12 protein-coding genes are annotated in these 14,648 nt (G+C 29.3%); 11 read left to right on the top strand and 1 reads right to left on the bottom strand.

Annotated features, from left to right (window positions below; genetic code table 11):
* Nucleotides 1-8: 8 nt before the first annotated feature.
* Nucleotides 9-185 (bottom strand): alpha/beta-type small acid-soluble spore protein, encoded by a 177-nt coding sequence (locus ACFIJ5_RS11875; RefSeq protein ID WP_379807280.1) that lies wholly within the window; start codon nt 183-185, stop codon nt 9-11.
* 561 nt (nt 186-746) lie between these two features.
* Here ACFIJ5_RS11875 and ACFIJ5_RS11870 point away from each other — a divergent pair.
* From ACFIJ5_RS11870 to ACFIJ5_RS11820, 11 genes are all read left to right on the top strand, one after another.
* Nucleotides 747-1,817, top strand: a complete 1,071-nt coding sequence (locus tag ACFIJ5_RS11870) for an undecaprenyldiphospho-muramoylpentapeptide beta-N-acetylglucosaminyltransferase (protein ID WP_379807278.1) — start codon at nt 747-749, stop codon at nt 1,815-1,817.
* A gap of 226 nt (nt 1,818-2,043) precedes the next feature.
* Complete coding sequence (locus ACFIJ5_RS11865) at nt 2,044-3,573, top strand: MBL fold metallo-hydrolase RNA specificity domain-containing protein (RefSeq protein WP_379807276.1); 1,530 nt, start codon at nt 2,044-2,046, stop codon at nt 3,571-3,573.
* A gap of 330 nt (nt 3,574-3,903) precedes the next feature.
* Nucleotides 3,904-7,431: a pyruvate:ferredoxin (flavodoxin) oxidoreductase gene (gene nifJ, locus ACFIJ5_RS11860; protein WP_379807274.1), complete on the top strand. Its 3,528-nt coding sequence runs from the start codon at nt 3,904-3,906 to the stop codon at nt 7,429-7,431.
* Between the two features lie 343 nt (nt 7,432-7,774).
* A complete protein-coding gene (locus tag ACFIJ5_RS11855; RefSeq protein WP_379807272.1) occupies nt 7,775-8,083 on the top strand; it encodes a DUF1292 domain-containing protein in 309 nt (102 codons plus the stop codon).
* 114 nt (nt 8,084-8,197) lie between these two features.
* Entirely contained in the window at nt 8,198-8,839 is a 642-nt protein-coding gene (locus ACFIJ5_RS11850) for an HAD-IB family hydrolase (protein ID WP_379807270.1), read from the top strand.
* A 70-nt stretch (nt 8,840-8,909) separates the two neighbouring features.
* On the top strand, nt 8,910-9,734 hold the full coding sequence (locus tag ACFIJ5_RS11845; protein WP_379807268.1) for an aminotransferase class IV: 825 nt from the start codon (nt 8,910-8,912) through the stop codon (nt 9,732-9,734).
* 121 nt (nt 9,735-9,855) lie between these two features.
* Nucleotides 9,856-11,820, top strand: coding sequence for a flagellar assembly protein A (locus ACFIJ5_RS11840; protein ID WP_379807266.1), 1,965 nt, complete (start codon nt 9,856-9,858; stop codon nt 11,818-11,820).
* 12 nt (nt 11,821-11,832) lie between these two features.
* Nucleotides 11,833-12,282, top strand: coding sequence for a chemotaxis protein CheW (locus tag ACFIJ5_RS11835; protein ID WP_379807264.1), 450 nt, complete (start codon nt 11,833-11,835; stop codon nt 12,280-12,282).
* 40 nt (nt 12,283-12,322) lie between these two features.
* Nucleotides 12,323-12,811 (top strand): chemotaxis protein CheD, encoded by a 489-nt coding sequence (locus tag ACFIJ5_RS11830; RefSeq protein ID WP_379807262.1) that lies wholly within the window; start codon nt 12,323-12,325, stop codon nt 12,809-12,811.
* 19 nt (nt 12,812-12,830) lie between these two features.
* The gene (locus ACFIJ5_RS11825; RefSeq protein WP_379807260.1) at nt 12,831-13,871 is read left to right on the top strand and encodes a protein-glutamate methylesterase/protein-glutamine glutaminase; all 1,041 of its coding nucleotides are present in this window, start codon (nt 12,831-12,833) and stop codon (nt 13,869-13,871) included.
* A gap of 3 nt (nt 13,872-13,874) precedes the next feature.
* Nucleotides 13,875-14,642, top strand: a complete 768-nt coding sequence (locus ACFIJ5_RS11820; protein WP_379807258.1) for a CheR family methyltransferase — start codon at nt 13,875-13,877, stop codon at nt 14,640-14,642.
* The last annotated feature ends 6 nt before the right edge of the window (nt 14,643-14,648 follow it).

Raw genomic sequence — 14,648 nt, 5'->3', positions numbered from 1 at the left:
TATTTAAACTAGATATTTCTTTCGTATTGTTCTACCATTCTCTTAACCATTTCTCCACCAACAGAACCACATTGTTTTGAAGAAAGGTTTCCATTATAATCAGTAAATGGAACTCCTAATTCACTAGCAATCTCCATCTTAAATTTGTTTAATCCTTGTTTAGCTTCTGGTACTAAGTTTTTCATTTTAAATTACCTCCTTTTTTATTGGTGTACTATTATTGTTACCGATTCTAAAGTTATTATATTAGTAGATTGGAGGTATATCTTGTACTTTGTACAAGTATTAGAAAATAGAATTAATAATAGAAAAAAATATAAAAATTCAAAAAATAATTTTTTTTGATGAATTAGTATAATGTGATATATAATTATGATAGAAAAGGGGAATTAAGAGTAAAATCAATAAAAAAATCAAACAAAATTATTGTATGCAAACAAGAAAATTTTATTTATGAATTCAACTTTCGAAGGTGAAAAATAGTCGCTGCGGGAAATGATATCTTGCTCAGAAACCTTTCACTTCAGTAACAAGTTCTAAGCTTTACTCATATTGAAAAAAGATTTTTTAATTAATATTCCGTAGGAATCAGTAATTAAAAAATTACTTTTTTCAAATTCGTAAAGCTAAGAACTTGTAAACTTTGTTCAAATGTTTCTTACGCAAGATATCATTTCCCTTCGCTAGACAGTATTTTTTTACTGTGAAAGGTGAGTTATGAATTTTTAGAAAGGATGAATAAAGAAATGAAAATTATTATGACTGGTGGTGGATCAGCTGGGCATGTGACACCAAATTTAGCTCTTATACCAAAGTTAGAAAAATTAGGATATGAAATACAATATATAGGCTCAGAAAAAGGTATAGAAAGAAAAATAATAGAAAAAGAAAATATAAAGTATCATATTATTTCAACAGGTAAATTAAGAAGATATTTTGATATTAAAAATTTTACAGATCCGTTTAAAGTATTAAAAGGTATATATCAAGCTACTAGAATAATGAAAAAAGAAAAACCAAATGTAGTTTTTTCAAAAGGAGGTTTTGTATCTGTACCTGTTGTAATTGGAGCACATTTAAATAAAATTCCTGTTATATCACATGAATCAGATATGACACCTGGACTTGCAAATAAAATTGCGCTACCTTTTTGTACAAAGATATGTGTAACTTTTCCAGAAACTTTAAAACATATAAAAGAAGATAAAGGATTAATAAGTGGAACACCAATAAGAGAGAATTTGCTTAAAGGAAGTAAAATAAAAGCGTTAAAAATATGTAGCTTTTCTGGTAATAAACCAATATTACTTATTATAGGAGGAAGTTTAGGATCAAAATTTATAAATGATTTAGTAAGGAATAATATTGATAAGTTATTAAATATGTATGATATTATTCATATATGTGGGAAAAATAATTTAGAAACTAGTTTAAATAATAGAAGTGGATATAAACAATATGAGTATGTAAGTGAAGAATTGCCACATTTTATGAATGCTGCAGATATTGTAGTTTCAAGAGCAGGTGCAAATGTTATATTTGAATTATTAGCATTAAAAAAACCTAATTTATTAATACCTCTATCAGCAAAAGCAAGTAGAGGTGATCAAATATTAAATGCTAGATCTTTTGAAAAAAGAGGATATAGTTTAGTATTACAAGAAGATAATTCTAATGATAATGAGTTTTTAAAAGGTATAGAAGAGTTAACAAAAAACAGAGAAAAGTACATTAAAAATATGAATGATAGTGATTTTAGTAATGGTACAGAAATAATAGTTAATTTAATTAAAAATATTAGTAAGAAGGAAAGATAGTGAAAAGATAATTAATATCTCAACTTTCGCAGGTGAAAAATAATCGCTATGGTAAATGATATACTGTGAAAGTTGAGTTGATAACTAAAAATTTCCCGAAGCTTGTCTTCTGAAAATTATCCTTCACTTATCATTTATAACTTGTAACTTATCACCTGTCACTTGCAACTTGTCACTTTAAATTTATCACTTGTCATTTTTAAAACTTCAAATAAGGGGTGTTAACATGCAATTAGAATTTTACGGTGCAGCTAGCTGCGTAACAGGGTCATGTCACATATTAAGAATACAAAATAAAACTGTTTTGTTAGATTGTGGATTGTTTCAAGGGAAAGATGAAAAAGAGAGAGGAAATAATTATTTTATATTTAATCCAGAGGATATAGACTACATAATTTTATCACATGCTCATATAGATCACAGTGGAAGAATCCCTTTGATGTATAAAATGGGGTTTAGAGGAGATGTTATATGCACAGAAGGAACTATGGATTTATGTGATGTTATGTTAAAAGACAGTGGATACATTCAACAAATGGAAGTAGAGTGGAGAAATAGAAAAAGAGTTCGACAAGGGCTTGAGCCTATAGAACCTTTATATACCACACAGGATGCAGAAGCATCTATGAATTTATTTAGGGGATACTCATACGATAAATTTATAGAACTTTTTGAAGGATTGAAAATTAGGTTTAAAGATGCAGGACATTTATTAGGATCTTCAATCATTGAAATCTTTATAAAAGATAAAGATGATGATGAAGAAACTAAACTTGTGTATACAGGGGATTTAGGAAACATAAATGTACCATTATTAAAAGATCCTACATATATAGAATATGCTGACTATATTATAATGGAAACAACTTATGGTAATCGATATCATGGTAATATAACAAATCAACTTAATGAATTAATAAAAATTATTGAAGAAACAACAAAACGAGGTGGGAATGTTATAATACCATCTTTTGCAGTAGGAAGAACTCAAGAAGTTTTATATATATTGAATGAATATGCAGAAAATAATATATTAAAAGATATTACAGTATATGTAGATAGTCCATTAGCTACTGAAGCAACAAAAATATTTGAAAAATACAAAAATTACTATGATGATGATGCGAAAAAATTACTTCAAAAAGGTGATAATCCATTAAATTTTAAAGGATTAGTTTTTACTAAATCAGTTCAAGATTCTATGATGGTTAATAAAATTCAAAGTGGAGCTGTAATTATATCATCTAGTGGAATGTGTGAAGCAGGTAGAATAAGACATCATTTAAAACATAATTTATGGAGAAAAGAATGTTCAATTGTTTTTGTTGGTTATCAAGCAGAAGGAACATTAGGTTATTCTATACTTAATGGTAAGAAAAAAGTTAAATTGTTTGGAGAAGAAGTTACAGTTAACGCAAAAATATATAATTTAGAAGGATTATCTGGTCATGCGGACAGAGCAGGACTTTTAAATTGGATAAAAAAATTAAAGAAGAAACCAAGAGAAATTTTACTAGTGCATGGTAATGAAGATTCTGAAGAAGGTTTCAAAAAATTATTAAACGCTAAAGATTATAAAGCAAGAATAATGGAGTTAGGGCAAATCTATAAAATTAATCAAATGGAATCCATAAACAAATTAAGTATGAAAGAAAGATTGATAAAACTTATTGACTATTATGATAATATAGAAAATATTGATAAAAACATGCTATTAACAAAAATTGATAATATCTTAAATAGTACTGAAGAATAGGGAAAAAGTAAGGAAATTGTATAATGTTTTGTTATATTTTAATGAAATTTAAATTATTTGTGATATATTAAACAAACTATTCTTGAATTATTTTTCTAATAGTATATAATTATAGTTAGGTCTTGAATAAATTTATTACTTTTTTGGCAATATAGCTTGTGTAAGGTCAAAAAAGAACAAGATATAATATTTAAGCAATGATGGAAATGTACAGGTTTGCTAACAAAGGATGTTATTTAATAACAACCTTTATTAATAAATAAATATCTAATTTATAAAAAAATAAATGTCTAGCTTAGTTATTATAATATGAGAAAGGAATGATTATTAATGAGTCCAATCCAAAGAAAATGGAAAACAATGGACGGTAATACTGCCGCAGCACACGTTGCATACGCATTTACTGATGTAGCAGCAATTTACCCAATAACACCATCATCACCAATGGCAGAACATGTTGATGAATGGGCAACACAAGGAAGAAAAAATATATTCGGACAAACAGTAAAAATAAGCGAATTACAATCAGAAGCAGGAGCATCTGGTGCTACACATGGTTCACTTCAAGCAGGAGCATTAACAACTACATTCACAGCTTCTCAAGGATTGTTATTAATGATTCCTAATATGTATAAAATAGCAGGAGAACTTTTACCTGGAGTATTCCACGTAAGTGCTAGAGCACTAGCAACTCATGCTTTATCAATATTCGGAGACCACGGAGACGTAATGGCTACAAGACAAACTGGTTTTGCATTACTAGCTTCTGGTGGAGTTCAAGAAGTTATGGATTTATCTCCAATTTCACATTTAGCTGCTATAGAAGGTAAAGTACCATTTGTAAACTTCTTTGATGGTTTCAGAACTTCTCATGAAATCCAAAAAGTACAAATGTGGGATTACAAAGATCTTGCAACAATGTTAGATACTGATGCAGTAGAAGCATTCAGAAACAATGCTTTAAACCCAGAACACCCAGTAACTAGAGGTACTGCACAAAACCCTGATATTTACTTCCAAGGAAGAGAAGCATCAAACAAATACTACAATGCACTTCCTGAAATAGTTGAAAAATACATGGGAAAAATAAACGAAATGTTAGGAACTGATTATCACCTATTTAACTACTATGGAGCAGCAGATGCTGATAGAGTTATAATAGCAATGGGTTCAGTTTGTGACACAATAGAAGAAACAGTTGATTACTTAAATGAACAAGGAGAAAAAGTTGGTGTTCTTAAAGTTCACTTATACAGACCTTTCTCATTAGATCATTTCTTTAAGTACATACCAAAAACTGTTAAAAAAGTTGCTGTACTTGATAGAACTAAAGAACCAGGTTCAGAAGGTGAACCATTATACTTAGACGTTAGAAACGCATTCTTTGAAAGAAATAAAGATGTAAAAATCGTTGGTGGAAGATACGGATTAGGTTCAAAAGATACAACTCCATCACAAATATTAGCAGTATTTGATAACTTAAGTGCTGATGCTCCAAAGAATGATTTCACAATAGGTATAGTTGATGATGTTACTAATACATCATTACCAATAACTAAACATGTAGTAACTGTTCCAAAAGGAACTACAGCTTGTAAGTTCTGGGGTCTAGGATCAGATGGTACTGTTGGAGCTAACAAGAGTGCTATCAAAATCATCGGAGACAAAACAGACATGTATGCACAAGGATACTTTGCATATGATTCTAAAAAATCAGGTGGGGTTACAATTTCTCACTTAAGATTTGGTAAAAAACCAATCAAATCAACTTATTTAATAAGTTCAGCTCACTACGTTGCTTGTCATAACCAAGCATATGTTAATAAATATGACGTATTAGCTGGAATTCAAGATGGTGGAATATTCCTATTAAATACTATATGGAATGAAAAAGAATTAGATGAACATTTACCAGCAACAATGAAAAAATATATTGCTGAACATAACATCCAATTCTATACAATAGACGCTATTAAGATAGCTCAAGGAATAGGTCTTGGCGGAAGAATTAACATGATCATGCAATCTGCTTTCTTCAAATTAGCTGACATAATCCCAGTAGAAGATGCAGTTAAATACTTAAAAGAAGCAGTTGTTAATATGTATGGTAAAAAAGGTGAAAAAGTTGTTAACATGAACCATGCAGCAATTGATCAAGGTGTAGAAGGAATCGTTAAAGTAACTGTTCCAGCAAGCTGGAAAAATGCATCTGATGAAAAAACTGCAAATGCATGTGGTGAAAGACCATCATATGTTAAAAACATTGCAGATGTAATAAACAAACAAGAAGGAGACGACCTTCCAGTAAGTGCTTTTGATGGTTATGAAGATGGTACATTACCTGCAGGAACAGCAGCATATGAAAAAAGAGGAGTTGCTGTTAACGTACCAGAATGGCAAATGGATAAATGTATTCAATGTAACCAATGTGCTTATGTATGTCCACATGCTGTAATAAGACCAGCATTACTTACTGATGAAGAAGTTAAGAATGCTCCAGAAGGAATGAAAGTTAAAAAAGCAATGGGCGGTAAGAACTTTGAAGGATTAAACTTTGCTATGACTGTAAGTGTTCTAGATTGTACAGGATGCGGAAGCTGTGTAGAAGTTTGTCCAGCTAAAGACAAAGCTTTAGTTATGAAACAACTTGGAACTCAAGAAAAAGAACAAGAAGCTTACGATTATGCTGCTAAACTTCCAAAGAGAAATCCAATGGGCAAAGCTAGCGTAAAAGGTAGCCAATTTGAACAACCATTACTAGAGTTCTCAGGTGCCTGTGGTGGATGTGGAGAAACTCCATACGCTAAGGTTGTAACTCAATTATTTGGTGACAGAATGATGGTAGCTAATGCTACAGGATGTTCATCAATTTGGGGTGGTTCATCACCAACATCACCATATACAGTAAATGAAAAAGGTCATGGACCAGCATGGGCTAACTCATTATTTGAAGATAATGCTGAATATGGTTTCGGAATGTACCTAGGAGTTAAAGCTATAAGAGAATCACTTGCTGATACAATAAGAGAAGCTATAAACTCTGGTGTAAGTGCAGAATTAAAAGCTGCTTTAGAAAAATGGTTAACTGTAATGAACAAAGGTGAAGAATCACAAGCTGCTGCAGCTGAAATTGTATCATTACTTGAAAATGAAAAAGATAAAAATCAATTCACTAAAGAATTATATGCAAGAAGAGATTATTTAACTAAGAAATCTCAATGGATCTTTGGTGGAGACGGTTGGGCTTATGATATCGGATACGGCGGAGTTGATCACGTTTTAGCTTCAGGCGAAGATGTAAATATATTCGTATTTGATACAGAAGTTTACTCTAACACAGGTGGTCAATCTTCAAAATCTACTCCAACTGGTGCTGTAGCTAAATTCGCAGCAGGTGGTAAGAGAGTTAAGAAGAAAGACCTTGGAATGATGGCTATGAGTTATGGATATGTTTATGTTGCTCAAATATCTATGGGAGCAGATAAAAACCAAACTCTTAAAGCTATAAGAGAAGCAGAAGCTTATGAAGGTCCATCATTAATAATCGCTTACGCTCCATGTATAAACCATGGATTAAAAGCTGGAATGGGCAAGAGCCAATTAGAAGAGAAAAAAGCAGTAGAATGCGGATACTGGGGATTATATAGATTTAATCCAGCATTAAAAGCAGAAGGTAAAAACCCATTCTCATTAGATTCTAAAGAGCCAACTGGTGATTTCAAAGAATTCTTATTAGGTGAAGTAAGATATGCATCACTTAAGAAAGTATTCCCAGATCAAGCAGATGGATTATATGAAATGAATGAAAAAGAAGCTAAAGAAAGATTAGCAACTTATAAAGAACTTGCTGATAGATAGTTTTAAGTATTTAAAGAGGTTTTCTCGAAATGAGAAAGCCTCTTTTGTTTTATATAATATATACCTTTGTTCTTGTTTCCATTTGTGTTTTAACTTTCTAGTGTATTTAAAATAAAAATAGTACAAAATATATAGTGAAGGGAGTGATTATTCATGAGAAATAGAATGATGAGAAGAATGAGAATGCAAAGAATGATGAATGGTTTTACAAGAAATGTGAGAAAAATGGGTAGAAGAGTTAAAAAAATGTTTTAAAACAATATAAAATTTAAAAAAACACTTTTATTATTTTAAAATAAAGGGTAAAATTATACCATAACCCATAAACAGGAGGTATAATTATATGAATAAGGAAAAAGAACAGCAATGTAATTGCGGAGAGAATTGCGAATGTGGATGTGACCATGAACAACACAATCCTATTTTTGTAGAACTTGAAGATGAAAAAGGAAATGTAGTACAATGTGAAGTAGTAGATGGATTTGTTTACAAAGAAAATGAATATGCAATAGTGCAAAATCCAGAAGATGGTGTAGTATATCTATTCAAAGTTGTAGGCGAAGATGAAGAAGTAGGAGAGTTAGTTGTTCCTAATGATGAAGAATTTGAAGAAGTTAGAAGTTATTACGAACAATTAGTAGAAGAAAAATAAGAATAAGAATTAGGAGTCGCTGTTTTTGCATCGACTCTTTCTTTTGCAATAACATATTATGGTGATATCTTTGAATAATATATTGAAATACAAGATGAAACAGGAGATGAGATGATGGAGAAATTAGCTATATTTGATGTAGATTATACATTAACAAAAAAAGAAACAGCATTTGAATTTTTAAAATTTATGTTGAAAAAGAATCCAACATTTATAGCTCATGTACCAAAAAGTTTTATATCTGCCCTTTTTTATGTGTTAAAGATATATGATGCAGGTAAGGCTAAAGAAAGATTTTTAGGATTCATTGATGGAATAGAAGAAAAGGATATGGAACAAATAGTTAAGGAGTTTTATAAAAGCAAACTAAGTCAAATTTTATATAAAGATGCAATAGATACAATGCGAAAATTAAAAAATCAAGGGTATAAAGTAATTTTAATTTCTGCTTCAGCAGAATTTTATTTAAAAGAGTTATATAATATAAAGGAAGTAGATAAAATTATTGGAACAAGATTTAAAATAGAGGAAGGTATTCATAAGAGGGTAATAGAAGGAGAAAACTGTAAGGGTGAAGAAAAAGTTAAGAGATTAATGAAATATTTAAAACAAGAGGAAATAGAAGCTGATTTTAAAGAATCATATATGTTTTCAGATTCATTAGCTGATTTACCTTTATTTAAATTAGTAGGACATCCATATTTAATAAATTCAAGAAAAAGGTATAATAATATTGAAGTACTAAATTGGAAATAGTATTTAACTCAATTTTTGCTAAAGTTGAATATTTTTAAAATAAAAGACATTAATGTGAGGGGGATATTAAATGAGTGAATGTGTAAACAATTACTATGTCTTTAATGACAAGATCAAGAAAAGTGAAGATTTTGATGAAAAATATTTAAAAGAAGGGAAATCATTATATGAAGTAATTAGGATTATACAAGGAGTTCCTCTATATGTTGAGAAGCATCTAGAAAGACTTCAATATTCATCTAAATTAACAGGGGAAAATGTATGGTTAGATAGTAAAAAAATAGAAGAATATATAATAGAACTTGTAAATGCAAATAAAGTTGAAGCAGGAAATGTAAAAATAGTATTTAACTTTAACAAAGAAAACAATTTTATGATGTATTTTATAAAACATAAATATCCAACACAAGATATGTATCATAAAGGAGTAAGTACAATTTTGTATCATGGAGAAAGAAATAATCCTAATGCTAAAGTAATTGATAGTGATTTTAGAAAAAAGGTGAATATAGAAATAGACTCAAAAAAGGCATATGAAGCTATTTTAGTAGATAGGGATGGTAATATAACAGAAGGAAGCAAATCCAATATTTTCATGGTTAAAGATAATGAAGTATTAACAGCACCTCTTAAAGATGTATTACCTGGTGTTACTAGAGCAGTTATAATGGAACTTTGCAGCAAATTGGGTTTAGACGTAAAAGAATCAAAAGTCCATTACAATGATATTAAAAAGTTTGATGCGTTATTTATTTGTGGAACATCTCCTAAGGTTCTTCCAATTAGTAGAGTTGATGAATTTAAATTCGAATCTGCGAATAACGTAGTTTTAAATAGAATTAAATGTAAATATGATGAGCATATTAATAAATATGTAAAATCTAAAAGAAATTAATAAATATTATGCAATAAAGAATAGAAAAATTCATACGATAATATAAATGTGAATAATCACTTTATTCTTAGTTTAAGAATATTTTATATAAGAGAGAATATTTTGGAACGGGGTTTGAGATATGAAAAATAAAACAATTACATGTAGAACTTTGGAGGAATGTATAAAGAAGGCCAGTGAAGAATTTAATATTGCAGAAGATAAATTAAATTATGAAATTATACAACAAAAAAATGGGTTATTTATAAAAAGGACAACCATAGAGGTTAAAATAGAGCATAAGGATAACGAAGAAAAAGAACAAAGTAACCAGGTTCAAACACAAAAAGATAAAATTAAGAAAGATGAAATAAATGGTACAGCTAAAGTTGAAAATGGAAAATTAACAATTAAAAATCCTAAAAAAGGTGGTAGAGCTGCATACATAGTTCCATCAAAAAATGTAAAAGTATTAGTTGACAATAAACAAATATTTGCTAAAAAAGAGGTAAATGAGGAAAGTGATATCCAAATTATAATGCCTGAAAATATAGCAGAAAGAAAGCTTAATATAGAGTTTAGTAATAATAAAATGGAAGCATATATTACTATAAAATACAAGGCTCAATGTATTTATGCTTTAAAGGATAAAGAAGAAAAAAATACTATAACATTGGAAGAAGAGGTTAAGCAAAAGATTAATCCACCTATATACAAAAAACAAGAAATTCAGGAAGAATTAGCGAAAAATGATATAAATTATGGTATAATAGAAGAAAATGTTATTAAATGTACCAATGCTAAAGGCATAGATAATATGTTGGTAGCAAAAGGTGTTGCGTGTGTAGATGATGATGATGATAGCATTGAATATAAATTTCAAGTTGATAATCAAATAAAGGTTGATGACGAAGATAGAGTAGATTACAAAAATATAAAGAAAATAAATACTGTAATCAAAGGTCAAGTCTTAGCTGTAAGGCATCTAGGTAAAAGTGGACAAGATGGGAATAATGTTGTTGGAAAAGTAATAAAAAGAAAAAGAGGTAAAAAGGTGGCTATTAAAGCTTCTGATGGATGTGAAATTCAAGAGAAAAATAAGGTAGTAGCATTAATAGATGGAAAGCCTAGTTTTAGAAATAGTACATTTTTTGTATATCCTGTACATGAAGTTCATGGTGATGTAAATCTTAAAAGTGGTAATATTGATTTTGTTGGTGAAGTAATAGTGCATGGGAATATTACAGAAGGAATGAAAGTAAAGGCAGCAGGGAATGTTGTAATAGATGGTAATGTTACTAATGCAGAAATATTTAGTAAAAATAACGTTACAATTAAGAAAAATATTATTTTATCAAGTGTAGCAGCAGGTGGCAAAGATGTGTATCTCCAAAAAGAAATTGATTATTTAGATAAAATAACACACAGCATAGTTTCTTTAATAGATGCGGTAAAGCAAGTGAAGAAATTTCAAAACTCCAGAGTACTTAAAGATGGAGAAATTATTAAAATGCTTGTAGAGAAAAAATATAGGGATATACCTAAACTCTACTTTAAGCTATGTGGATATAAATTAAACGGTGAAGAAAATATTGATGATGTTACTGAATTAATAAATAAAAAATTTATAGGATTGGCTCCAGTAAACATACAAAATGTTTTAGAGCTAAACAAAGTGGTTAAATTTATTGAAGACAAAGTAGAAAGTTTAAAGCTTAAATTAAAACTTCCAGTGGATATTGATATTAATTATTGCCAAGACTCAAAAATCGAAAGTTCTGGAAGTATATATATAACAGGTAAAGGAGAATATGTATCTCAAATAACAGCAAATGATAGTGTGTATTTTAAAGGAGAAAGGACAGTAGCTAGAGGAGGCATTATTAAGGCTAAAAATAAAGTAGAATGTTCTATTTTAGGAAGCTATGGAGGAGTATCTACTAAAGTTTATGTGGAGAAAGATGGTCATATATGGGCAAAAAATGCTTATCAAAATACTTTGTTTGTAGTCGGTACTAAGGAGTATGTTTTAGATATAGCAAGTAGAGACGTACATGTATATTTAGATACTGCAGGGGAACTTGTTGTAGAAAAATTGAAGATGTAGGAGGGTAATGCCATGAATGAAAAAGAAGTTAAAGTTTTAATTTTCAATATTAATGGAGAATATTATGCTGCTGATATAATGGAAGTGGAAAGAATAGTTGGATATACAGTACCAACTGAATTGCCAGACTCTCCTAGTTTTGTAGAAGGAGTCATGAACTATCAAGATAGGATATTGCCAGTGATATCTTTGGCTAAAAAATTTAATTTACCCTGTAATGAAATTAAAGATGATGCAAAAATAATAGTTGCAAAACAAGATAAAGATAAAATTGGAATAATAGTTGATGTAGTTTCAGAAGTAAAAGATATAAAAACTGAGAATATTGAAGAACAACCTGAAATTGTAGCAGGCGTTTCAAAAAGATATATAAAAGGGTTAATTAAAATAAATGGTAAGATAATCATATTTTTAAATATTTCAGAAATACTTACTAATGAAGAAAAAGAAATGATTATGTAATATACGCTGGCTATAGTATTTAATACAGAAGGGGATAAAAATGAAATCAAAAGATATTAGAATAGGAATAGCAGATTTGAATATAGCATCTCCACCAGATAGGTTAATAACGGTAGGATTAGGGTCATGTGTTGGAATTGCATTGTATGATAGAATTAATAAAATAGGTGGTTTAGCACATATAATGCTTCCTGATAGTACACAATTTTCAAAAGTAACTAACCAATTTAAATTTGCTGATTTAGCTATTCCTATATTGATTCAGAAAATGGAATCAAAAGGAGCAAAAAGAAGAAATTTTAAGGCCAAGATTGCTGGAGGGGCCTCCATGTTTAATTTCTCAGATAAGAGTATGATAATGGATGTGGGAAACAGAAATTGTCAATCAGTGAAAAAGGTATTAGCGGAATTATCAATACCAATTTTAGGCGAAGAAATTAGAGGAAATAAGGGAAGAACAATGATATTTGATACTTCAACTGGTATAGTAGAAATTAAAACAGTAGGATTTGGAATCAAACAAATCTAGATATTGGAGTGTGGTTTATTTGAATCAAATAAAAGTTATGGTAGTAGACGATTCAGCTTTAATGAGAAAAATAATTTCTGATATGATAAATTCAGAACAAGATATGAAAGTTGTAACTACAGCAAGAAATGGACAAGAGTTATTAGAAAAGATACCAAAATTTAATCCAGATATTATTACTTTAGATGTTGAAATGCCTAAGATGGATGGAATGACTGCACTAAAAGAAATGAGAAATAGAAAAATGAATATTCCTACAATAGTTTTAAGTAGTGTGTCAAAACAAAGTGTAAATTTGACTATGGAGTGTCTTGCCAAAGGAGCGTTTGATTTTTTAGCAAAACCTTCTGGGGCAATATCATTAGACATAGATAAAGTAAAAAAAGAACTTATACAAAAAATTAGAGTAGCTGCAAAAGAAATAAATGATAAAGTAAAAATAAGAAAGAAAAAGGTTGAAACACCAAGATTAAAAAGAATAAGCAAAAGAATCGATGCTGTGGTAATAGGTGCTTCTACTGGAGGACCAAAAGCATTATATAGTGTTATTACAAAACTTCCAAAAGATTTAAATGTCCCTGTTTTTGTTGTACAGCATATGCCAGTAGGATTTACAAAAGCTTTTGCTGATAGACTAAACCGAAATAGTAATTTAGAAGTAGTTGAAGCCAGTGAAAATGACATTATACAAAAAAATGTTGTTTATATAGCACCTGGAGGATTTCATATGCAGGTAGAAAAAGATAAAAGAATTCATTTAAATAAAGAACCTGCAATTTGGGGTGTAAGACCTGCAGTGGACAAGTTATTTTATTCTGCTTCAGATGTATATGGGGCACATTTGATTAGCGTAGTCCTTACAGGTATGGGTAAAGATGGTTCACAAGGAACAGCATATATAAAGGACAATGGAGGAATCACTGTATCAGAAGATGAATCTACTTGTACAATATATGGAATGCCTAAAGCAGCTTATGAAACAGGAAAAGTAGATATTGTGTTACCACTTACTGAAATATCTGATGAAATTACCAAAGTAGTAAAAGAAACAGGGAGGTAAAAGATGGATCTGGTTCAGTTTGAAAAATGGGTATTTAGAGAATTTAATATAAATTTATCGGCCTATAAATCTAATCAACTTCATAGAAGAATATTAAGTTTAATGTCAAGAGTGGGTGTAGATAAAGTAGATGATTATGTAACTTTATTAAAAAAAGATAAAGCCCAAAGGGAAAAGTTTTTAGATTTTATTACGATAAATGTAACAGAGTTCTTTAGAAATCCTGAAATTTTTGAAGAATTATCAAAAAAAATAAAACAAGAACTTTTAAGCAGCAGTAGACCATTGAAAATATGGAGCGCAGCATGTTCTATAGGCGCAGAACCCTATTCTATAGCAATGATATTAGATCAATGTTCTCCAAGAGTTAATCATAAAATTATAGCTACTGACATTGATTCAAATATTTTACAAAGAGCAAAAAAAGGAGAATATGTACAAACAGAGATAAAAAATGTAAAGAAAAATTTACTAGATAAATATTTTATAAAAAGTAACGATAAATATGTTATAAAAGATAAAATAAAGAATATGGTAAGTTTTAAGAAACATGATTTAATACTACAAAATTATGATAAAAATTTTGATTTAATAGTATGTAGAAATGTTGTAATTTATTTTAAACCTGATATAAAAGATGCAATTTATAAAAAATTTAGTGAATCACTTAAAAAAGGAGGGCTACTATTTGTAGGAGCAACAGAAAGTATATATAATTATAAAGATTTTGGTTTTGAAAAGTCCTCCACGTTTATATATAAGAAAATATAGGAGGTA

Source organism: Haloimpatiens myeolchijeotgali (assembly GCF_042688525.2).
GTDB lineage: Bacteria > Bacillota > Clostridia > Clostridiales > Clostridiaceae > Haloimpatiens.
Note: the sequence above shows the minus strand (reverse complement) of the source record. Positions and strands in the feature narration are given on the sequence as shown.

Bases quoted from the DNA above. Each gene is read 5' to 3' on its own strand.
- ACFIJ5_RS11820 (WP_379807258.1), top strand. From the start codon at position 13,875: ATGGATCTGGTTCAGTTTGAAAAATGGGTATTTAGAGAATTTAATATA.
- ACFIJ5_RS11870 (WP_379807278.1), top strand. From the start codon at position 747: ATGAAAATTATTATGACTGGTGGTGGATCAGCTGGGCATGTGACACCA.
- ACFIJ5_RS11875 (WP_379807280.1), bottom strand. From the start codon at position 185: ATGAAAAACTTAGTACCAGAAGCTAAACAAGGATTAAACAAATTTAAG.
- ACFIJ5_RS11865 (WP_379807276.1), top strand. From the start codon at position 2,044: ATGCAATTAGAATTTTACGGTGCAGCTAGCTGCGTAACAGGGTCATGT.
- ACFIJ5_RS11855 (WP_379807272.1), top strand. From the start codon at position 7,775: ATGAATAAGGAAAAAGAACAGCAATGTAATTGCGGAGAGAATTGCGAA.
- ACFIJ5_RS11845 (WP_379807268.1), top strand. From the start codon at position 8,910: ATGAGTGAATGTGTAAACAATTACTATGTCTTTAATGACAAGATCAAG.
- ACFIJ5_RS11850 (WP_379807270.1), top strand. From the start codon at position 8,198: ATGGAGAAATTAGCTATATTTGATGTAGATTATACATTAACAAAAAAA.
- nifJ (WP_379807274.1), top strand. From the start codon at position 3,904: ATGAGTCCAATCCAAAGAAAATGGAAAACAATGGACGGTAATACTGCC.
- ACFIJ5_RS11830 (WP_379807262.1), top strand. From the start codon at position 12,323: ATGAAATCAAAAGATATTAGAATAGGAATAGCAGATTTGAATATAGCA.
- ACFIJ5_RS11840 (WP_379807266.1), top strand. From the start codon at position 9,856: ATGAAAAATAAAACAATTACATGTAGAACTTTGGAGGAATGTATAAAG.
- ACFIJ5_RS11835 (WP_379807264.1), top strand. From the start codon at position 11,833: ATGAATGAAAAAGAAGTTAAAGTTTTAATTTTCAATATTAATGGAGAA.